Source organism: Streptococcus infantis (assembly GCF_047465185.1).
Classification (GTDB): Bacteria; Bacillota; Bacilli; order Lactobacillales; family Streptococcaceae; genus Streptococcus; species Streptococcus infantis_O.
Window position 1 is genome coordinate 1 of the sequence record NZ_JASHAJ010000001.1, and the last position, 21072, is coordinate 21072.

Below are 21072 nucleotides of genomic sequence, written 5' to 3' on the forward strand. Positions count from 1 at the left end.
CGTCGGGCTCATAACCCGAAGGTCGTAGGTTCAAATCCTGCTCCCGCAATATTGGCTCGGTAGCTCAGTTGGTAGAGCAATGGATTGAAGCTCCATGTGTCGGCGGTTCGATTCCGTCTCGCGCCATATTTTTATATATTTATGCGGGTGTAGTTTAGTGGTAAAACTACAGCCTTCCAAGCTGTTGTCGCGAGTTCGATTCTCGTCACCCGCTTTGAACTTTGTTCATTACCAAGTTTTTAACTTGGGCGCGTAGCTCAGGTGGTTAGAGCGCACGCCTGATAAGCGTGAGGTCGGTGGTTCGAGTCCACTCGTGCCCATTAATAGGAGAATTACTCAAGAGGCTGAAGAGGACGGTTTGCTAAATCGTTAGGTCGGGTAACCGGCGCAAGGGTTCGAATCCCTTATTCTCCGTAATGAAAGAGCTTTTTAGCTCTTTTTTTATTTTCCCTTTTTTCATATTTTAAATCAGTTATTGCTTTTTAAGTTTTATTCTTTTATGTTAAAGTTTTTTATATTTGATATAATGTAAGAGAGATTTAAGCATTATTTTTCTGTAACTATTAAGGAGAATGCTATGGAGAATAAAAAAGTATTAGGATCTTTCTTTGTTCTTGTTCTAAGTTTATTTACATTTGGTTGTAGGAGTCAAAATGTTGAAATTTCTAGTAAGGATAGCAGCTTATCTCTTCTACTAGTCAGTCTACAACGAATGAATCATCTAAGAAAGATTATAAAGAATTCTACAAGCCAGTTTTTGATAATTATCAAAAAATACTTTCTACACCGAAGGATGTAAATGCAATCTCTGGTCTCTATAAGAGTTTACAAGGCAACTGAACGCCCTATCAATAGTTGGTCTCTTGAAAATGCGGTTTTTCAATCAGATAAGATGCGTTATGCCTATACGGATCTTAATCAAGATGGTGTAGAGGAATTATTAATAGGCGTCGAGCAATCTAATGGTGATTATTTTATTTCGGGTCTTTATTATCTTGTAAATGAGAAACCGATACTTTTAGCAGAAGGTTTTGTAGCCGGTCATGGTGGAGCTAGAAATTCTATGAATATCTATAAGAGTGGTGATATTCTGGAATTAAGTTGGTCCTCTGGAACAGGAGAAGGTAGAGGAGTACTCTATCATCTGAATTTAAACCAGCAAGCTGCAAGTAAACTACAAGAACAGGATATTCGAGTTCCTGGGAATAAAAGTTTGCACTCTGACTTTGGTAAGACAGAAGCCGAATTAATGAACTTCAAGCAACTATATTGGCAGAAATTTGAAAGCTCTACTAGCACGACAATTTCGGGAGAAAAGCAGAAAGCACCATGGAATCCCAACAAATCTGCCAAACTAGAAGCTTTTATAAAGGGCTGGGGAGAAAGACTAGGACAACCCAATTACCAAAAGGGAATCGCAGGAGGAGATGTGGGGGCTGACCATCTCTATACACTTAGGGATGATGGACCAAGTGAGAAAATGAATGCTGAGTATACGGATACAGGTCTAGGAAATGCCCAGTACCGAATTGTAGAGCGTTATAGTAATTGGGATAAATACCCAGATGTGCATAGTTACTTCTTTGCGATAACTAACACAGGAGAAACGATTGTTTTTCATTCACCAACGACAAATGGTGGAATCATGTACTTAAAACCGACAGAAAATACAGAGATCCAAGCAGAGTTTAAACGTTTGGTAGAAGAAGAGTAAAAGAAAAAGAGTTTAGTTTTGACTAGACTCTATTTTTTAATATCTCTTTCTATCATTTTCATACTCTTTGAGTATTTAATGGTATACTAGGGTTACATAAAATTATAAAGTATTATTTGATGATAGTATAATTTAGGAGAATATGATCTATGATTAAAGGTGTAAAGTTTCGTAGTATTTTTTATAGATATGTTTTATTTATAATTGTTTTGTTTTTTCTAGGCTTTAATCAAATTGTTGGTCGAGGATTTCAAACGATAACATTTTATGATTACACTTTTAGTTTTGATCAAACACAGTTAGTGTATTTCCTTCTTTTATTGCTTTTACTTGGTATCGGCATACATTTTCTTTTTCCTTGGAAATTTTATATTACACAGGAGGGTATTTACCTTAGAAGATTTGATTTATTAGTTCCTTGGAGTGATATCAGTGGAGTTTCCCATGTTTGGATTAACAAAGCGAGTAATTTTAGCAGAGGGCTTGTTTTTTATAACAATAAATGTTTAGTTTTCTATCGCCATGATTACAAGCCAATTTGTATCTATAATATTTCTATATTGGCTTTATTTGCTGTCAAACTCTTTAATCCTCAGATAAAGACGAATATCTTATCGGCTAGTTTTGCTACGGGTTTCAATATTCTATTGAATACATCAATTGTCTGTTACCTTTACTTTCTTGATTTAAAAACTCTTAGTTTTAGTTATTTTTTACTTTTTTGCTTACTCTACTTTATAAAAATTTTTATCATTCCTTTATGCTTGGTTTCTAGTCAAAATTCTAAGTATGGTCCTTATCTGGTCCATAGTAGTTTCTTTAAGAGGAATGCTTCAGATGTGATTCATGTTTAATTTTATAAAAATGATGACTTTCTACTTTTGGGTAGGAAGTTTTTTATTATTTCTATATCGAAATAGTTGACAGATGTAATGAAAAGTCTTACAATGAATTCAGAAAGTTCGATATAGAAGTAAAGGAGACAAAATGGACAAGATGTTAGGGGGCTACCAAGCTCTACAGATTCGATTGTTGAATGGGCGAATCTTTCAAAAACTCTTGAGCAAGGAACCAGATGCTCAATACAGAAGTGAACAAGGGAAAATTTTAACGATTTTGTGGAAGCAAGAGTTAGGGTGTGCTACTGCGACTGATATCGCTCTTGCGACGGGTTTAGCCAATAATACATTGACCAGTATGGTTAAGAAATTGGAAGAACAAGGCTTGGTTACGATTCAACCTTGCACACAGGATAAAAGGAAAAAATATATTTCTTTGACAGACCTTGGTTGGGCGCAAAAAGAAATTGGAGACCGTGTTAGTCGGGAACTTGGAGAGATTTTCTACCAAGGCTTTTCAGATCAAGAAATCCGAGAATTTGAGGCCTATCAAGAGCGTATTATCACAAATCTAAAAGCTAAAGAGAATGACATCTAGGGAAAGGAAGTAACAGTTATGATTGGAATAACAGGTGTAACAGGGGAATTAGGCTCTTATGTGGCTGATCTTATCGATCAGCAAGGAATTGCTTCTATCCATCTGGCAAGAAGCCCAGAGCGTGCAAAAGTCTACGCGTCGGCGGAAATTCGTAGAATGTCGTATACCAATACTCCAAAAGTGGTTGAGGCCTTGAAGGGTATCGATACCTTGTTGATGGTTTCTGCTCGGGAAAATCCTGAGCGTGTCAAGGAGCATAAGGAGTTTTTAGATGCTGCAAGACTAGCAGGGGTGCAACATATCGTTTATACCTCCTTTTATGGGGCAGATGAGAAGGCAACTTTTACCTTGTCTCGAGATCATGCCCAGACGGAAGCCTATATCAAGGAATTAGGGTTCACCTATACTTTTTTAAGAGATAATTTTTACTTGGACTTCCTGATTGATATTGCGTTTGAAAATGGAGAAATTCGTGGTCCGGCTGGCAGTGGGAAGGTTTCAGCAGTTGCCCGTAAGGACACATCTAGGGTTGCAGCAGAGATTCTCTTAAACCCTAAGGAATGGGAAAATCAAACCTTGAATCTAACAGGACCAGAGGATCTTTCTATGGAAGAAATCGTAGAGCTTCTCTCAAAAGAGACCGGTAATGCCATCACGTATGTAGACGAATCGGTAGAAGAGGCCTATGAGTCACGGAAAAAATGGCCAGCACAAACTTGGGAGTACGATGCTTGGGTCAGTACCTATACAGCTATCAAAGTTGGGGAACAAGCTGGGGTTTCAACAGATATCGAAAAAGTGCTAGGGCATTCAGCAAGCAGCCTTTTGGATATTCTTAGAGATAGAAAACTTATTGAGGAAAAAAATGATTGAATACAAACATGTAGCCTTGCGCTACACGGATAAAAATATTTTAAAAGATGTCAATCTCCGTATTGAAAATGGAGAATTCATGGTGCTAGTGGGTCCTTCAGGATCTGGTAAGACCACCATGATTAAGATGGTGAACCGACTCTTGGAGTCGACAGATGGCAATATCTATATGGATGGGAAACGCATCAAGGACTATAATGAACGGGAGTTACGTCTCAGTACCGGCTATGTCCTCCAAGCTATTGCCCTATTTCCTAACTTGACCGTTGCTGAAAATATTGCTCTCATTCCTGAGATGAAGGGCTGGAGCAAGGAGAAAATTGCCTCTAAAACCGAAGAACTCTTGGACAAGGTTGGCCTGCCTGCTGCAGATTATGCCCATCGTTTACCAAGCGAGTTATCTGGTGGCGAGCAACAGCGGATTGGTATTGTGCGGGCCATCATTGGGGAACCAAAAATCTTGCTGATGGATGAGCCCTTTTCAGCCTTGGATGCTATCTCTCGCAAGCAGTTGCAAGCTCTCACCAAGGATTTGCATAAGGAGTTCGGGATGACCACCATCTTCGTTACTCATGATACGGACGAGGCTTTGAAATTAGGGGATCGAATTGCAGTTTTGCAAGATGGAGAAATTCGCCAGGTCGCAGAACCTGAAACAATTTTACAAGCGCCTGCGACAGACTTTGTAGCAAACTTGTTTGGAGGTAGCCTTCATGTCTAATTTGATTTCAACCTTTCAAGAGCGATTTAGTGAATGGGTAACAGCTCTGGGACAACACTTACAATTGTCTCTTTTGACCTTATTGGTTGCTATTTTTCTGACCATTCCGCTGGCGGTTTATCTACATGGTCATAAAAAAGCGGCGAACTGGGTGCTACAAGTTGCGGGTATCTTCCAGACCATTCCCTCAATGGCCTTGTTGGGGCTCTTTATTCCTTTCATGGGAATTGGAACCTTACCAGCCCTCACAGCCCTTGTTATTTACGCTATTTTCCCGATTTTAGAAAATACGATTACAGCCCTGAACGGCATTGATCCTAGTCTTGAGGAGGCGGGGATTGCTTTTGGAATGACCAAGTGGGAGCGACTCAAGAAGTTTGAAATTCCACTGGCCATGCCTGTCATTGTATCGGGGGTTCGAACAGCAACTGTTATGATCATTGGGACAGCAACTCTAGCTGCTCTTGTGGGAGCTGGAGGACTAGGCTCCTTTATCCTTTTGGGAATTGATCGTCGGAATGCTAGTCTCATTTTAATCGGCGCAATCTCATCAGCCATTTTGGCCATTCTCTTTAATGTTATTCTCAAATGGTTGGAAAAGGAAAAGTTGCGTACGATTGTTGCAGCCTTTGCTGTTATGGTCCTTGGTTTGGGAGCTAGTTATGCTCCAAGCATGATTCCAAATAAAGAGAAAGAAAATCTGGTTATAGCTGGGAAGTTGGGACCTGAACCTGAGATTCTCATGAATATGTACAAGCTTCTCATTGAGGAAAATACGGATATGACGGTGACGGTCAAGCCTAACTTTGGGAAGACAGATTTCCTTTATCGAGCGCTGAAAAAAGGGGACATTGATATCTATCCAGAATTTTCTGGAACAGTGACAGAGAGTCTCCTCCAACCATCTCCACAAATTGGGCATGACCCAGAAAAGGTTTACGAGGTGGCTCGTGACGGCATTGCCAAACAGGATCAACTAGCCTTTCTTAAACCCATGGCTTATCAAAATACTTATGCTATAGCAGTTCCTAAAAAAATTGCGCAAGAATATGGGCTTAAGACGATTTCTGACTTGAAAAAAGTAGAAGGACAGCTCAAGGCGGGGTTCACTCTGGAGTTTAATGACCGTGAGGATGGAAACAAGGGCTTGCAGTCTGTTTATGGATTGAATCTCAATGTGGCAACCATGGAACCAGCTCTTCGCTACCAAGCCATCCAGTCAGGTGACATTCAAATTACAGATGCTTACTCAACGGATGCTGAAATTGCTAGGTATGACTTGATGATTTTAGAAGACAATCAACACCTCTTCCCTCCTTATCAAGGCGCTCCACTCATGAAAGCTGAGTTACTCGAAAAACATCCTGAATTGGAAGCTGTTCTTAATAAACTAGCTGGTAAAATCACCGAGAGCCAGATGAGTCAGATGAACTATCAGGTTGGTGTGGAAGGTAAATCAGCTGAAGAGGTTGCGCATGAGTTTCTCCTTCAAGAAGGAATACTTAAGCAATAATCAAAGGAGTATTAGTTTTATGAGTATACAAAAAAGGATCAAAAGATCCTTTTTTTATTGTACCAATGCTAACAAGATGGTAAGCACCAGTGCAATTCCAATTCTAATCAGATGGTGGGTTGGATGGAAGTTTTCTTTTTGTTTGCCATTCCAATAGGCTCCGTAGCAAATTAATCCACAGCCAATCAGCCAAAGAGATAGTGCGATAATCGGCAAAAAGAAGTAGAGGAAGATAGATAAGGTCGCAAGGCTACTTCCGATGAGGAGAAATGTATTTCCTAGAGTGTGATTTCCCTTTTTAACTTCAGAAAGAGAAGCCAATAAGTGAAGAAGAACAAAAGCAAGGGCAAAGAAGGCTATAAAAAAGCCGAGAAGAATGGAGAAGAACATAGAATTTCCTTTCAAGAAGAGATTTTGGATATGAGGATTATATATCAAGACCTACGACTCATTTTATGAAGTACCACAAATGATAATACAAGATTCAAAATGATAACCAACAAAGTCAAAAGAGAGTAACCATAAAGTTTAATTGGAAATTCATTTTTGAGATTGCAAAGAGCAAACAAACTCGTTAAAATGCCCGTCAACAATCCAGGCACATATTTTCGAATAACGACTGTCTGAATCAGATGTCCTAAGACATGGTAGATATAAGCGATTATGATGCTTACGTAAATAGTATAGTTGCTAAACCGGTAACTAAGAAAAAGTGATAGAAGCAGGATTAGAAATTGCTCCAAGACAATAGCATTGAAAGTAAAAGGCGTGTAATAAGAAAGGATTCGATTATCTGGAAACTGTGCCGATAATTTTTTGACAAAGGATGGCATCCATATGATTTCTTCCAGTTCGTGAAGCATAAAGAGCGCTGGAAAGAGAAAATAAAATTGTATGATGGACATTGAAAATACTCCCTTCTAGTTAGAGCCCACTTTTAAAATCTCCAAATAAAATTGGATCACTTCTTGTTCGGTGTAGGACTTGCCTTTTTTCAACCACCAGCTGAGGGTTTCGATGAAATGGCTGACGACCAGGTGTTTGAGGTAAGAGTGAGGGAGAGTTGGATGGGCCTGGATGAGTTCGTCGACTACCATTGGGTAGACATCGTGTTCCAGTTCTTTTCGCAGTTGCCGTATAAAATAATCGTTTTTAGAGAGCAAGAGACTGGTCACATGATCTTGATTTTTCTTGAAATGCTGAAAGATATGAGCCAGATAGTCTTGTGGTGAGAGGTGTTCAGCACGCTCAAAGAGATGGTGAAAGAGCTTTTGACAGAGTTCATCTAGCAATAACTCCTTACTCTCGTAATGGCTGTAAAAGGTCGAGCGTCCCACATCAGCAAGGTCTATGATTTCCTGAACGGTGATGGCCTCGTAGTCTTTTTGGTTGAGTAAGTGTAAGAAAGCCTGATAGATAGCTTTTCGTGTCTTGGTAATGCGACGATCTTGACTAGTCATATGGACAATTTGAACAAACTGTTCCGTATCTTACAAAGTAAACAGTTTGCTCCTATCCTTTCTGTAATGAATGTTAGATAATGATAATGAACAGGATGTTCATGAATCTATTATAACAAAGGAATGATGATTATGAAGACAAAACATACAGTCTGGTTAGCTTTTTTCTTGAATTTAAGTTATGCCATTGTTGAGTTTATCGCAGGAGGGATTTTTGGATCGAGTGCAGTTCTTGCGGACTCAATTCATGACTTGGGGGATGCAATTGCAATAGGGATATCAGCCTTTCTTGAAACAATCTCCAATCGTGAAGAAGATAGTCATTACACCTTGGGTTACAAACGGTTTAGCCTTCTAGGTGCCTTGGTAACGGCTGTGATTCTGATGACAGGATCTGTTCTGGTAATCTTGGGAAATATAACAAAACTCTTTCATCCACAACCTGTCAATGATGAGGGAATCCTCTGGCTAGGAATCATTGCTGTTAGTATTAATGTGCTAGCCAGTCTTGTCGTTCGTAAGGGAAAAACTAAGAATGAGTCTATTTTGAGCCTGCATTTTCTGGAAGATACTCTGGGTTGGGTGGCTGTTATCCTAATGGCCATTGTTCTGCGATTTACCGACTGGTATATTCTGGATCCGCTCTTATCTCTTGTCATCTCTATCTTTATTCTGTCAAAAGCTATTCCACGTTTTTGGTCCACGCTTAAGATTTTCTTAGATGCTGTACCGGAAGGAGTAGATATCAAGCAAGTAAAGAGTGATTTGGAGCAGTTGGACCATGTGACTAGTATCAATCAGCTAAACCTCTGGACCATGGATGGTTTGGAAAAAAATGCCATTGTCCATGTTTGTCTAAAAGAAATTGAACAGATGGAGCTTTGTAAAGAATCCATTCGAAGCAAACTCAAAGATTGTGGTTTTCAAAATATCACCATTGAGATTGACGCAGACCTAGCAAGTCATCAAACTCATAAGCGAAATATGGAAGAGCTAGAAGCAGTCCAAAACCATGGACATGAACATCATCATTGATGAGGCGTAGTATTAGAGAGCGAAAGCTTGATAAAAAGTGTATACTTAAGGTAGTTACATACAGAGAGGAAATTTTATGAAATCAGCAGTTTATATCAAAGCAGGTCAGGTCGGTATCGAAGAAGTCAAGCGTCCAAGCATTCAAGAGGCGGATGATGTTATTATCCGTGTGGTACGTGCTTGTGTTTGTGGTTCGGACCTTTGGAGCTATCGTAATCCAGATATTAAAGCGGGTCACAAAAATAGCGGACACGAAGCGATTGGAATCGTTGAAGAAATTGGAGAAGCCATTACAACGGTCAAGCCCAGTGATTTTGTGATTGTGCCATTTACTCATGGTTGTGGAGAATGCGACGCTTGTCGTGCTGGATTTGATGGTTCTTGTGACAATCATATTGGAAATAATCTAGGAGGAAATTTCCAGGCTGAATATCTCCGTTTCCACTACGCTAATTGGGCACTTGTGAAAATTCCTGGTCAACCTTCAGATTATAGCGAAGGCATGCTCAAGTCACTTTTGACACTTGCTGACGTCATGCCGACCGGTTACCATGCAGCGCGTGTGGCTAATGTGCAAAAAGGTGACAAGGTGGTCGTTATCGGGGATGGTGCTGTGGGTCAATGTGCGGTTATCGCAGCCAAAATGCGTGGCGCATCCCAAATTGTCCTTATGAGTCGCCACGAAGACCGTCAACAAATGGCCTTGGAGTCAGGCGCGACAGCAGTCGTAGCTGAGCGAGGAGAAGAAGGAATTGCCAAGGTACGTGAAATTCTTGGCGGTGGAGCAGATGCAGCACTTGAGTGTGTTGGTACTGAGGCTGCTGTTGAGCAAGCACTGGGTGTCCTTCATAATGGCGGTCGCATGGGATTTGTAGGAGTTCCACATTATAAGAATCGTGCACTTGGTTCAACCTTTATGCAAAATATCTCTGTTGCAGGTGGAGCAGCTTCTGCGACAACATACGATAAACAATTCTTGCTCAAAGCTGTCCTTGACGGTGATATCAATCCAGGACGTGTCTTTACTAATAGTTACAGCTTGGATGATATTAATCAGGCTTATAAAGATATGGATGAGCGCAAGACTATCAAGTCTATGATTGTGATGGATTAATACTCTTCGAAAATCTCTTCAAACCACGTCAGCTTCACCTTGCCGTAGATATAGGTAACTGACATCGTCAGTCTTATCTACAACCTCAAAGCAGTGCTTTGAGCAACCTGTGGCTAGCTTCCTAGTTTGCTCTTTGATTTTCATTGAGGATAAAAAGAAAAACCTAATAGGATTTGAGAATCTCTATTAGGTTTTTTTATGTTCAGTTGTTGTACTTAATGCAAGGTACTTTCTCTGAGAGTTAGTTTGGTTCCTAGCATGGTCAGACTTGGGATTTTACGGCCGTGAAGGACTTCTCTGTTCAGGATATCCATTCCTGTGCGTCCCATTTCTTCGGTGTAAACTGTGATACTAGAAAGTGGTGGGAACACTTGCTTGGTTAGAATGGTATCATTAAAGGAAATAATACTGACGCGCTCCGGTATGCTGATGTTGGCTTCTTGAAGGGCGCGAAGGGCACCAATGGCCAAGCTATCACTGGCTGCAAAAAAGGCTTGTGGAAGTTTATCTCCTAATTTCTCGATAGCCTCTTTCATTAAGTCGTATCCAGATTGGGCAGTAAATAGACCTTGAAAAATGAATTTCTCGTTATAAATTCCTTTTTCTTGCGTATAAGATTTGAAGTAATCTAAACGCTTGTCTGCGATAACTTCTTCTTGGTCAGTAGTAGTTTCAAGACCGGATAGGATACCAATCTTCTTAAGCCCGTGGTCTGTAAAGTAATCAACCACCTGTCTAACAGCATTATTAAAATCTGTAATGACACAGGTATGGCCCAAGGCGATGGTGTCACTATCAAGAAAAACTAGAGGTTTTTGATATTCTTCAAATGAGGCAATCTGTGCTTGGCTAAATTTTCCAATACAAAGAATTCCAATAACTTCTTCACTAAGCGTAAATGGTTGATCATTGAAATAACGCAAGATTTCGTAATCTAATTCTTGGGCTCGGTTTTCAATTCCTAGTCGAATCTGGTAGTAGTAGAGATCTTCCAACTCTCCTTGTTCACTGACCCACTGAATGATAGCAATCTTCTGTTTGAGTTTATGAGATTCACCAGTTTTGAGATGTTTGGTATAGCCTAGTTCTTCAGCGACTGTTAAAATACGATGTCGGGTTTCTTCCGTAACAGATAGACTCTGATCGCGATTGAGGACACGGGATACAGTTGCGATCGAGACAGAGGCTAACTGAGCGATATCTTTGAGTGTAGCCATAATTCCCCTCCTTTTTAGGTTATTATAACATATTTCCCTTGCTTTTTACTCATAGTTTAGTAAAATATCGGTAAAAATGTTGACCTAAGCAAAACCCTTGGGTACAATAGAAGAAAACGATTACAAGGTAAACTTTTTTACCTAGCAAATTGTCAAAGGAGAATTCATATGACACAACATCTTACTGCTGAAGCACTTCGCAAGGACTTTCTTTCGGTTTTTGGTCAAGAAGCAGATCAAACCTTCTTCTCACCAGGCCGTATCAACTTGATTGGGGAACATACTGACTATAATGGTGGCCATGTTTTCCCAGCTGCTATTTCACTCGGAACTTATGGGGCCGCACGTAAGCGTGATGACCAAGTATTGCGTTTTTACTCAGCTAACTTTGAGGATAAAGGAATCATCGAAGTGCCTCTAGCTGACCTTAAGTTTGAGAAAGAGCACAACTGGACCAACTATCCAAAGGGTGTCCTTCATTTCTTGCAAGAAGCTGGTCATGTGATTGATAAAGGGTTTGATTTCTATGTTTTTGGGAATATACCAAATGGTGCGGGCTTGTCTTCTTCTGCATCCTTGGAGCTTTTGACAGGTGTCGTGGCAGAATACCTCTTTGACCTAAAATTGGACCGTCTAGACTTAGTTAAAATCGGAAAATTGACAGAAAATAACTTTATCGGTGTTAACTCTGGTATCATGGACCAGTTTGCCATCGGTATGGGGGCTGACCAACGTGCTATTTACCTAGATACTAACACTCTAGAATACGACTTGGTTCCACTTGATTTGAAAGACAATGTTGTTGTTATCATGAATACCAACAAGCGCCGTGAACTAGCAGATTCTAAATATAATGAACGCCGTGCTGAATGTGAAAAGGCAGTGGAAGAACTTCAAGTGGCCTTGGATATCCAGACTTTAGGCGAGTTAGATGAATGGGCTTTTGATGAATACAGCTACCTGATCAAAGACGCAAATCGTTTGAAACGTGCTCGTCACGCAGTTCTTGAAAATCAACGTACCCTTAAAGCACAAGCAGCTCTTCAAGCAGGAGATTTGGACAAGTTTGGACGTTTGATGAATGCGTCTCACGTTTCTCTTGAGCATGATTACGAAGTGACTGGCTTGGAATTGGATACTCTTGTTCATACTGCTTGGGCTCAAGAGGGTGTTCTCGGTGCTCGTATGACAGGAGCAGGTTTTGGTGGTTGTGCTATTGCCTTGGTTCAAAAAGATGCAGTTGAGGCCTTCAAGGAAGCTGTTGGCAAACACTACGAAGAAATCGTTGGCTATGCTCCAAGCTTCTATATCGCTGAAGTTGCAGGTGGGACTCGCGTTCTTGAATAGTCAAAAGGAGGTTATCTAGTGACCTTAGTAGAAAAATTTGTGACCAAAGTCATTGCAGAAAGCACCTTTGAAGAGTTGGACCGTATCTATCTGACCAATCGTGTTTTAGCACTGGTGGGAGATGGAGTTCTCGAAGTCAAGACTGGCCAAGATAACTTGATTGACCTCAAAGACCAGCTTGTCGAGGAAGCAGTTCGCTTGGAAACGATTGAAGATAGTCTGGCTGCGCGTGAAATTCTCGGTGCTGACCTCATGGACTTGGTAACCCCTTGTCCAAGTCAGGTCAATCGTGATTTTTGGACAACCTATGCACAGTCACCAGAGCAGGCAATTGCAGACTTCTACCAACTCAGTCAGAAAAATGACTACATCAAACTAAAGGCTATCGCAAAGAATATTGCTTATCGTGTACCGTCTGACTACGGTGAACTGGAGATTACTATCAATCTCTCTAAACCTGAGAAGGATCCAAAGGAGATTGCGGCAGCCAAGTTAGTCAAGTCCAGTAACTATCCTCAGTGTCAGCTCTGTATGGAAAATGAAGGCTACCATGGTCGTGTCAACCATCCAGCTAGAAGCAACCATCGTATTATCCGTTTTGATATTTCTGGTCAGGAGTGGGGCTTCCAGTATTCGCCCTATGCATACTTTAATGAGCACTGTATTTTCCTAGACAGCAAGCATCGTCCTATGGCTATTAGTCGCCAAAGTTTTGAACGTTTGTTAGCGATTGTGGAGCAGTTCCCAGGTTATTTTGCAGGCTCGAATGCTGATCTATCAATCGTGGGTGGTTCTATCCTGACACATGATCATTATCAAGGTGGTCGTCATGTTTTCCCAATGGAAGTGGCTCCTTTACAGAAATGCTTTACTTTTGATGGTTTTGAATCTGTTAAAGCAGGAATTGTCCAGTGGCCTATGTCTGTGATTCGATTGACGTCGGATTCAAAAGACGAGCTGACTAACCTTGCGGAAAAAATATTACTGGTTTGGCGTCAGTACTCCGATCCAAGTGTGCAGGTCTTGGCGGAAAGTAATGGAACTCCGCATCATACTATCACACCGATAGCCCGTAAACGAGATGGACTGTTTGAGTTGGACTTGGTCTTGCGGGACAATCAAACCTCTCCAGAGCATCCAGACGGCATCTATCATCCCCACAAGGATGTCCAACATATCAAAAAGGAAAATATCGGCTTGATTGAGGTGATGGGCTTGGCAATCTTGCCACCACGCCTGAAGGAAGAAGTGGAGCAGGTAGCTGCTTACCTAGTAGGGGAAGATGTTCTAGTAGCAGATTATCACAAAGAATGGGCGGATGAATTGAAAGAATCCCATCCTGGATTGACTGACAAAGACCAAGCTCTTAATATCGTCCAAGAATCTGTTGGAAAAATCTTTGCTCGAGTTTTGGAAGATGCAGGAGTTTACAAGCAAACAGAAGAAGGACAAGCTGCCTTTATGCGCTTTGTAGAGCAGGTTGGTATTTTGCCCGAATAAGTGCTTCTCTCTTGCGTAGAGTCTTGAAAAGTAGTATCATAGTGTCGTTTGAAGTATCAGGAGGAACGTATGAAAGATTTTCACTTTGACGCTATATCTGCCTTTGAAAATTACGAAATTGAAAAAATGAGGGACGGTCACGTGGTGGTGACAACAAAAGTAGTGGACTCTTCACTCAACTACTATGGAAATGCCCATGGAGGCTATCTATTTACCCTTTGTGACCAAATCAGTGGTCTTGTGGTGATTTCGCTAGGATTAGACGGGGTGACACTCCAGTCTTCCATCAACTATCTGAAAGCTGGAAATCTAGGGGATGTTCTCACTATCAAAGGAGAATGTGTCCATCAAGGACGTACCACTTGTGTCGTCGATGTTGACATCATCAACCAAGATGGCCGAAATGTCTGCAAGGCAACCTTCACCATGTTTGTCACAGGACAACGGTCTGAAGATAGACAGGTGAGGATATAAATTAGAATGAGTAGATAGTTACGCCCTAAAAACCCAGAGTGTGTTCACTATCCACAACTCTATAAATTTTAATACATTTAAAAAGCGAGGTCTGATGACTTCGCTTTTATTTGATAGTGAAGAAAGTAAGTAAGAGCCAATAAAATAGCAGAGCAATAGCGCCAATTCCAAGGCCAAATAGAATGGGAAGGATGATTCTTTGGTAGGGAGCCTTACCTCTTTCTTCAGCTTCTTCAATCTCGCTAAGGTTACGTACTTGAACATAGGCGACAATCTGTCGATAGGTGCGAAGATTATGCTGTTTCTTGAATTTTTCAATGCGTAGGGCGTAGAACATAGCGATGGCAAAAATCAAGCAACTAATAGCGATACCATACCAATTCAAATAAAGAACTAAGGGTGTGCTGATGATAGGAAAACCAAATAGCAGTATGCTAAAGATTATTCCATCTTTTTGATAACGTATAAATTCTTGGTCGTGAATAATTTGTTTCATAGTTTCCAAATCTCCTTTTACTAGTTTGTCTAATGACACTTCAAAGACCTTGCTCAGCAAGAGTAGGTTTTGAATATCCGGGTAGGTCGCGCCACGCTCCCAGTTGGAAATGGATTGGCGACTGACAAAAATTATTTCAGCTAAATCATCTTGAGATAAATTTTTCTTTTTACGATAGTGCTGGATTTGTTTTCCGACTTGCATAAAATTTCCTCGCTTTCTGATTTCATTCTACTCAATTATACAAAAAACGGCTATCAAAGTTCTTTGACATGTTGATTTTATAGGCTTTAGCAAAGGTTTTGGTCAATGGATTTACAGGTCTGTCAATTCATGTTTACCTACTGAAAAAGAGGCTATCAGCCTCCTTTTTCTTATTCACTAAATCTTAAAAAATAGCCATCTGGGTCTAAAACTGCAAATTCATGAGGATAGATATACTTCTCATCAACACGAAATTCCCTTTTAGTCAAAGGACGATGAATAGGATAGTTGGACTCGATTACTTTTTGATAGAGTCTAGGGACATCCTTTATACCAAAGGAAATGTTGATTCCACGACCAAAGGGGTAGGCCAGTTCAGCTAGCTCCTCCTTTGTCCCCTCTTCTAGCATTAGCTGGCAATCTTCAAGAGATAAGAAGAGGAAGTTTTCTTCTGGTCGCTCGTATTCGATCGTAAAACCCAGTAAATCACAGTAGAAGGAACGAGACTGTTCTATATTTGAGACCATAAACTCGGGAATAACTGCATTGTAGTCCATAAAGAAAATCCTTATAATTCAATCTCCAAGACAATCGGTGTATGGTCTTGGCGTGCTCCTGAATCGATCATATCTGACTTGGTAACCTTGTCTGCTACACGGTTACTTGTGAGCCAGTAGTCGATTCTCCAGCCTGTGTTGTTGATTTTTGAAGTCTTGCTGCGTTGTGCCCACCAAGTATAGAGTTCTGGAACATCGCCATGGATATGGCGGAAGGTATCTGTAAATCCTTTGGCTAAAAGGTTTGTAAATCCTTCACGTTCTTCGTCTGTGAATCCTGGTGAACGACGGTTGCTTGCTGGGTTGGCAAGGTCAATTTCCTTGTGGGCAACGTTGTAGTCACCTGTAGCAAGAACTGGTTTTTTCTTGTCTAACTTAGCCAAGTATTCCGCATATTTGACGTCCCAGACTTGACGTTCTTCCAAACGTTTGAGTCCATCACCTGCATTTGGTGTGTAGACTTGAGTCACGAAAAATTTATCAAATTCCAAAGTAATGATGCGGCCTTCCAAGTCCATAGTAGAAGGGGCGCCAATCTCTGGGAAGCTGATAGTTGGAGTGAGTTCTTTCTTATAGAGGAACATGGTTCCAGCATAGCCTTTACGGGCAGGCTCTTGAGAGGAACGCCAGGTGTTTTCGTAGCCTGGGAAGAGTTCTTCCAGTACCTCGAGATGTTTTTTAGTAGGACCTTTAGCTGAAAGCTTGGTTTCTTGGATAGCGATGATATCAGCGTCTTCGGCTACCAAAGTTTGGAGAACGTCTTGTGACAATTTCGCACGCGCAGAGTCGCTCGTCAACGCTGCATTGAGGGAATCAATGTTCCATGAGATTAGTTTCATAGTGTGTACCTTTTCATTCAGATTATAGACAATATTATACCAGAAAAAGAAGTATTTCCCCAGCGTATAGTTTGAAAAATCAAGGTCATTCCTATATAATAAAGAATGATTTATGTAAATGATTGAAAATAAATGAAATGTTTCTCCTATGAATATTTTTATCACTGAGTATGGCAAGGGTCAACTAAGTGTTGTCACTTATGAATAAGAAAAACCTGGGGTTCATGCCTCAGGTTTCCATTTGTTATTAGAAAGGAATATTATGTCCATCATCCAAAAACTTTGGTGGTTTTTTAAGTTAGAAAAACGCCGTTATCTCGTTGGAATCGTAGCTTTGGTTTTAGTCTCTGTGCTAAACCTCATCCCACCTATGATTATGGGGCGCGTGATCGATGCCATTACTTCAGGACGATTAACACAGGATGAGCTCCTGCTTCATCTCTTTTATCTCCTATTGGCAGCTTTCGGGATGTACTATCTGCGTTACGTTTGGCGCATGTATATCCTAGGAACCTCCTACCGACTTGGACAAATCATGCGTTCAAGACTATTTGAACACTTTACAAAAATGTCGCCTGCATTTTATCAGAATTATCGAACAGGGGATTTGATGGCTCATGCAACCAATGATATCAATGCTCTGACTCGTCTAGCAGGTGGGGGTGTCATGTCTGCAGTGGATGCCTCGATCACAGCCTTGGTAACTTTGTTGACCATGCTCTTTAGCATCTCGTGGCAGATGACCTTGGTTGCCATTCTTCCCTTGCCATTTATGGCCTATGCGACTAGTCGTCTGGGGAGAAAGACCCATAAAGCTTTTGGGGAATCGCAAGCAGCCTTTTCTGAACTCAACAATAAGGTTCAGGAGTCTGTAGCAGGTATTAAGGTAACCAAGTCCTTTGGCTATCAGTCTGATGAATTGGCATCTTTTCAGGAAGTTAATGATTTGACCTTCCAAAAGAATCTGCAAACCATGAAATACGATAGTCTCTTTGACCCTATGGTTCTGCTTTTTGTTGGTTCTTCTTATGCCTTAACTCTCTTAGTGGGTGCCTTTATGGTGCAAGCAGGACAAGTAACTGTCGGGAATCTGGTCACTTTTATCTCTTACTTGGATATGCTGGTCTGGCCTTTGATGGCGATTGGGTTCCTCTTTAATATCACTCAGAGAGGTAAAGTCTCTTATCAACGTATTGAGAGCCTCTTGTCTCAAGAGTCACCTGTCAAAGATCCAGAATCTCCACTTGACGGGATTGAAAATGGGCGTTTGGACTATGCTATTGATAGTTTTGCCTTTGAAGACGAGGAGACGCTGCAAGATATTTACTTTAGTCTCGAAAAAGGGCAAACCTTGGGCTTGGTTGGGCAAACTGGTTCAGGAAAAACAGCTTTGATTAAGTTGCTCCTACGTGAGTATGATGTTGACCACGGAGCCATTTATCTAAATGGGCATGACATTCGTGACTATCGACTAGCTGACTTGCGTAGTTTGATGGGATACGTTCCGCAGGACCAATTTCTCTTTGCCAGCTCTATCCTAGACAATATTCGATTTGGGAATCCTGACCTACCTTTCTCAGCAGTAGAAGAAGCGACTCAGTTGGCTCAAGTCTATCAAGACATTCAAGCCATGCCTGAGGGATTTGATACAGTTATCGGGGAAAAAGGTGTCAGTCTATCTGGTGGACAAAAGCAACGTCTGGCTATGAGTCGGGCTATGATTTTAAATCCTGATATCTTGATTTTAGATGATTCCTTATCGGCGGTAGATGCCAAGACAGAGTTCGCTATTATCGATAATCTCAAGGAAACTCGCAAAGATAAAACAACCATCATTACTGCCCATCGTCTCAGTGCAGTTGTTCATGCGGATTTGATTTTGGTCATGCAGGATGGTCGTATCATTGAGCGAGGTAGGCATGAAGACTTACTCGCCTTGGATGGTTGGTATGCCCAAACCTACAAGTCTCAACAGTTAGAAATGAAAGGAGAAGAAGATGCGCAATAAACAAGAACAATGGGCTGTATTGAAACGCTTGTTGTCCTATCTCAAGCCCTATGGTCTCTTAACCTTTTTAGCCCTTGCTTTTCTCCTCGCGACGACTGTTATCAAAAGTATCATCCCCCTGGTAGCTTCCCACTTTATCGACCAGTATCTAAACAACCTTAATCAGCTTGCTGTTACAGTTTTGCTAGTTTACTATGGTCTCTACATTCTTCAAACTATTGTCCAATATGTGGGGAATCTCCTTTTTGCGCGCGTGTCCTACAGCATCGTTAGAGATATTCGACGTGATGCCTTTGCCAATATGGAGAAGCTAGGCATGTCTTACTTTGATAAAACGCCTGCAGGCTCTATTGTCTCTCGTTTGACAAATGACACCGAGACTATCAGTGATATGTTTTCGGGAATCTTATCTAGCTTTATCTCGGCAGTCTTTATATTCGTGACGACCCTTTATACCATGTTAGTTCTGGACTATCGTCTGACTGCTTTAGTATTGCTCTTTCTACCTTTGATTTTCCTTTTGGTCAATCTCTACCGTAAAAAATCGGTCAAGGTCATTGAAAAAACCAGAAGTCTACTGTCAGACATTAACAGTAAGTTGGCAGAAAATATCGAAGGCATTCGTATTATTCAAGCCTTTAACCAAGAAAAGCGCCTGCAAGAAGAGTTTGATGAGATAAATCAGGAACACCTGGTCTACGCTAACCGTTCAGTAGCCTTGGACTCCCTCTTTTTGCGTCCAGCTATGAGTTTGTTGAAGCTGTTGGGGTATGCGGTTTTGATGGCTTACTTTGGCTATCGCGGACTTTATCTAGGAATAACGGCAGGAACTATGTATGCCTTTATCCAGTACATCAACCGTCTCTTTGATCCGCTCATCGAGGTAACGCAAAACTTTTCTACTCTTCAGACATCCATGGTGTCAGCAGGTCGTGTTTTTGCACTCATCGATGAGTCCAACTATGAACCGGTCCAAGAAAATGGTCAATCCAAGATTCAAGAAGGAAATATCCGCTTTGAACATGTGTCCTTCTCCTATGATGGAAAACACCAAATTCTCGATGATATTTCCTTTACCGTCAATAAAGGTGAAACCATTGCCTTTGTCGGACATACAGGATCGGGAAAATCTTCTATCATCAATGTTCTCATGCGCTTTTATGAATTCCAGTCAGGTCGGGTTCTCCTAGATGGTGTGGATATTCGAGAGTATAGTCAAGAGGAGTTGAGAAAAAACATCGGTTTGGTTCTACAGGATCCCTTCCTCTATCATGGGACCATTAAGTCCAATATCGCCATGTACCAAGATATCAGCGATGACCAAGTCAAGGCTGCAGCAGAATTTGTCGATGCAGATTCCTTCATTCAAGATCTTCCTTTAGGTTATGATGCTCCTGTATCTGAGCGTGGTTCGAGTTTTTCAACTGGTCAACGTCAGCTTCTTGCCTTTGCTAGAACTGTTGCCAGTCAACCTAAAATCCTGATTTTGGATGAAGCGACAGCCAATATCGACTCTGAAACAGAAGCTCTGGTCCAAAATTCCCTAGCTAAGATGAGACAAGGTCGGACAACCATTGCCATCGCCCATCGCCTTTCTACCATTCAAGATGCTAATTGTATCTATGTTCTTGATAAGGGTCGAATCATTGAGAGTGGAACTCACGAGGAACTCCTAGCATTGGGTGGAACCTATCACAAGATGTATAGTTTGCAGGCAGGGGCTCTTTCCTAAGGAAGAATTCCTTTAAAACATAGATTTCTTGCACTGCCTCTTTCATTTTGTGGTATAATGTAGAATGTTAATAAAGATTATATATAAAAAACAGAGGAGAATGTGCATGCTGAAATGGGATGAACTACCTCAAGAAATGCAATTGAGCGAGGTAAAACCATACTACCAGCTTGTGTCTAGAAGAAAAGGTTCACTGATTCTCAAGCGTTGTCTAGATTTGTTTCTAGCCTTGGTCTTGTTAATCTTGACTTCACCCGTATTTCTGATTCTAAGCATTTGGATCAAGCTAGATAGCAAGGGTCCAGTTATTTACAAGCAAGTGCGGGTAACCCAGTACAACCGACATTTCAAGATTTGGAAATTCCGGACCATGGTGACCGATGCGGACAAGAAAGGAAGTCTAGTAACTTCTGCTAATGACAGCCGCATCACTAAAGTTGGAAATTTCATTCGCCGTGTTCGTTTGGATGAACTTCCTCAATTGGTCAATGTTCTCAAAGGGGAGATGTCCTTTGTGGGAACTCGTCCAGAAGTACCACGCTATACAGAGCAGTACAGCCCTGAAATGATGGCTACCTTGCTCTTGCCAGCAGGGATTACATCGCTTGCCAGCATTAACTATAAGGACGAGGATGCCATTATCAGTCAAATGACTGCAAAAGGCATGACGGTTGACAAGGCCTATGTCGAAAGAGTCCTCCCAGAAAAGATGCACTATAATCTAGCCTACCTACGTGATTTTAATTTCTTCGGAGATATCAAAATCATGTTTCAGACTGTAGTTGAAGTTTTAAAATAAAGTAGTCACAAGAGTGAATACAGTAAAAGGAG

At 41.1% G+C, this 21072-nt stretch carries 20 protein-coding genes, 4 tRNA genes and 1 pseudogene; 18 read left to right on the forward strand and 7 right to left on the reverse strand.

Annotation, left to right across the window (positions count from 1 at the left end; translation table 11 throughout):
* Positions 1-53: 53 nt before the first annotated feature.
* The 10 genes and pseudogenes from QM382_RS00005 to QM382_RS00050 all read left to right on the forward strand — a co-directional run bounded on the left by QM382_RS00005 (position 54) and on the right by QM382_RS00050 (position 6258).
* Positions 54-126, forward strand: a tRNA-Phe gene (locus tag QM382_RS00005).
* A gap of 17 nt (positions 127-143) precedes the next feature.
* Positions 144-214: transfer RNA gene (locus QM382_RS00010), tRNA-Gly, on the forward strand.
* Positions 215-246: 32 nt separating this feature from the next.
* Positions 247-320: transfer RNA gene (locus tag QM382_RS00015), tRNA-Ile, on the forward strand.
* A gap of 6 nt (positions 321-326) precedes the next feature.
* Positions 327-414: transfer RNA gene (locus QM382_RS00020), tRNA-Ser, on the forward strand.
* Between the two features lie 163 nt (positions 415-577).
* Positions 578-1714: pseudogene (locus tag QM382_RS00025) on the forward strand (DUF4767 domain-containing protein).
* A gap of 149 nt (positions 1715-1863) precedes the next feature.
* Positions 1864-2568, forward strand: a complete 705-nt coding sequence (locus tag QM382_RS00030) for a hypothetical protein (protein ID WP_414272018.1) — start codon at positions 1864-1866, stop codon at positions 2566-2568.
* A 133-nt stretch (positions 2569-2701) separates the two neighbouring features.
* Positions 2702-3151 (forward strand): MarR family winged helix-turn-helix transcriptional regulator, encoded by a 450-nt coding sequence (locus QM382_RS00035; protein WP_414272019.1) that lies wholly within the window; start codon positions 2702-2704, stop codon positions 3149-3151.
* An 18-nt stretch (positions 3152-3169) separates the two neighbouring features.
* Entirely contained in the window at positions 3170-4024 is an 855-nt protein-coding gene (locus tag QM382_RS00040; RefSeq protein WP_414272020.1) for an SDR family oxidoreductase, read from the forward strand.
* Positions 4017-4745, forward strand: a complete 729-nt coding sequence (locus QM382_RS00045; protein ID WP_414272021.1) for an ATP-binding cassette domain-containing protein — start codon at positions 4017-4019, stop codon at positions 4743-4745. The genes QM382_RS00040 and QM382_RS00045 overlap by 8 nt, the downstream gene beginning before the upstream one ends.
* A complete protein-coding gene (locus QM382_RS00050) occupies positions 4738-6258 on the forward strand; it encodes an ABC transporter permease/substrate-binding protein (protein WP_414272022.1) in 1521 nt (506 codons plus the stop codon). The genes QM382_RS00045 and QM382_RS00050 overlap by 8 nt, the downstream gene beginning before the upstream one ends.
* Positions 6259-6312: 54 nt before the next feature.
* On the opposite strand, the gene QM382_RS00055 is transcribed toward QM382_RS00050, so the two are convergent.
* The 3 genes from QM382_RS00055 to QM382_RS00065 are packed head-to-tail and all read right to left on the reverse strand — an operon-like array spanning position 6313 to position 7718.
* Entirely contained in the window at positions 6313-6648 is a 336-nt protein-coding gene (locus tag QM382_RS00055) for a glucuronide permease (protein ID WP_414272023.1), read from the reverse strand.
* Positions 6649-6692: 44 nt separating this feature from the next.
* Positions 6693-7163, reverse strand: a complete 471-nt coding sequence (locus QM382_RS00060; RefSeq protein WP_254730675.1) for an HXXEE domain-containing protein — start codon at positions 7161-7163, stop codon at positions 6693-6695.
* 15 nt (positions 7164-7178) lie between these two features.
* A complete protein-coding gene (locus QM382_RS00065) occupies positions 7179-7718 on the reverse strand; it encodes a TetR/AcrR family transcriptional regulator (protein ID WP_254730671.1) in 540 nt (179 codons plus the stop codon).
* Positions 7719-7850: 132 nt separating this feature from the next.
* Between QM382_RS00065 and QM382_RS00070 the strand changes: the two genes are divergently transcribed.
* Positions 7851-8753 (forward strand): cation diffusion facilitator family transporter, encoded by a 903-nt coding sequence (locus QM382_RS00070; protein WP_414272024.1) that lies wholly within the window; start codon positions 7851-7853, stop codon positions 8751-8753.
* A 76-nt stretch (positions 8754-8829) separates the two neighbouring features.
* On the forward strand, positions 8830-9867 hold the full coding sequence (locus QM382_RS00075) for a zinc-binding dehydrogenase (protein ID WP_414272025.1): 1038 nt from the start codon (positions 8830-8832) through the stop codon (positions 9865-9867).
* A gap of 215 nt (positions 9868-10082) precedes the next feature.
* Here the strand turns inward: QM382_RS00075 and QM382_RS00080 are convergent, their stop codons facing one another.
* On the reverse strand, positions 10083-11084 hold the full coding sequence (locus tag QM382_RS00080; protein ID WP_414272026.1) for a LacI family DNA-binding transcriptional regulator: 1002 nt from the start codon (positions 11082-11084) through the stop codon (positions 10083-10085).
* Between the two features lie 168 nt (positions 11085-11252).
* Between QM382_RS00080 and QM382_RS00085 the strand changes: the two genes are divergently transcribed.
* From QM382_RS00085 to QM382_RS00095, 3 genes are all read left to right on the forward strand, one after another.
* The gene (locus QM382_RS00085; RefSeq protein WP_414272027.1) at positions 11253-12431 is read left to right on the forward strand and encodes a galactokinase; all 1179 of its coding nucleotides are present in this window, start codon (positions 11253-11255) and stop codon (positions 12429-12431) included.
* An 18-nt stretch (positions 12432-12449) separates the two neighbouring features.
* A complete protein-coding gene (locus QM382_RS00090) occupies positions 12450-13931 on the forward strand; it encodes a UDP-glucose--hexose-1-phosphate uridylyltransferase (RefSeq protein WP_414272028.1) in 1482 nt (493 codons plus the stop codon).
* Positions 13932-14000: 69 nt separating this feature from the next.
* The gene (locus QM382_RS00095) at positions 14001-14405 is read left to right on the forward strand and encodes a PaaI family thioesterase (protein ID WP_006152721.1); all 405 of its coding nucleotides are present in this window, start codon (positions 14001-14003) and stop codon (positions 14403-14405) included.
* Between the two features lie 106 nt (positions 14406-14511).
* Here the strand turns inward: QM382_RS00095 and QM382_RS00100 are convergent, their stop codons facing one another.
* The 3 genes from QM382_RS00100 to QM382_RS00110 form a co-directional block, all read right to left on the reverse strand.
* Entirely contained in the window at positions 14512-15105 is a 594-nt protein-coding gene (locus tag QM382_RS00100; protein ID WP_414272029.1) for a helix-turn-helix domain-containing protein, read from the reverse strand.
* A 170-nt stretch (positions 15106-15275) separates the two neighbouring features.
* Entirely contained in the window at positions 15276-15662 is a 387-nt protein-coding gene (locus QM382_RS00105) for a bleomycin resistance protein (protein ID WP_414272030.1), read from the reverse strand.
* Between the two features lie 11 nt (positions 15663-15673).
* Positions 15674-16501 carry an exodeoxyribonuclease III gene (locus tag QM382_RS00110; RefSeq protein ID WP_414272031.1) on the reverse strand — a complete coding sequence of 276 codons (828 nt, stop codon included), beginning with the start codon at positions 16499-16501 and terminating at the stop codon, positions 15674-15676.
* A gap of 262 nt (positions 16502-16763) precedes the next feature.
* Here QM382_RS00110 and QM382_RS00115 point away from each other — a divergent pair, with 262 nt between their 5' ends.
* From QM382_RS00115 to QM382_RS00125, 3 genes are all read left to right on the forward strand, one after another.
* Entirely contained in the window at positions 16764-18509 is a 1746-nt protein-coding gene (locus tag QM382_RS00115) for an ABC transporter ATP-binding protein (protein ID WP_414272032.1), read from the forward strand.
* The gene (locus QM382_RS00120) at positions 18499-20241 is read left to right on the forward strand and encodes an ABC transporter ATP-binding protein (RefSeq protein WP_414272033.1); all 1743 of its coding nucleotides are present in this window, start codon (positions 18499-18501) and stop codon (positions 20239-20241) included. Before QM382_RS00115 ends, QM382_RS00120 begins: the two co-directional genes overlap by 11 nt.
* A gap of 106 nt (positions 20242-20347) precedes the next feature.
* On the forward strand, positions 20348-21040 hold the full coding sequence (locus QM382_RS00125; protein ID WP_414272034.1) for a sugar transferase: 693 nt from the start codon (positions 20348-20350) through the stop codon (positions 21038-21040).
* Positions 21041-21072: the final 32 nt, after the last annotated feature.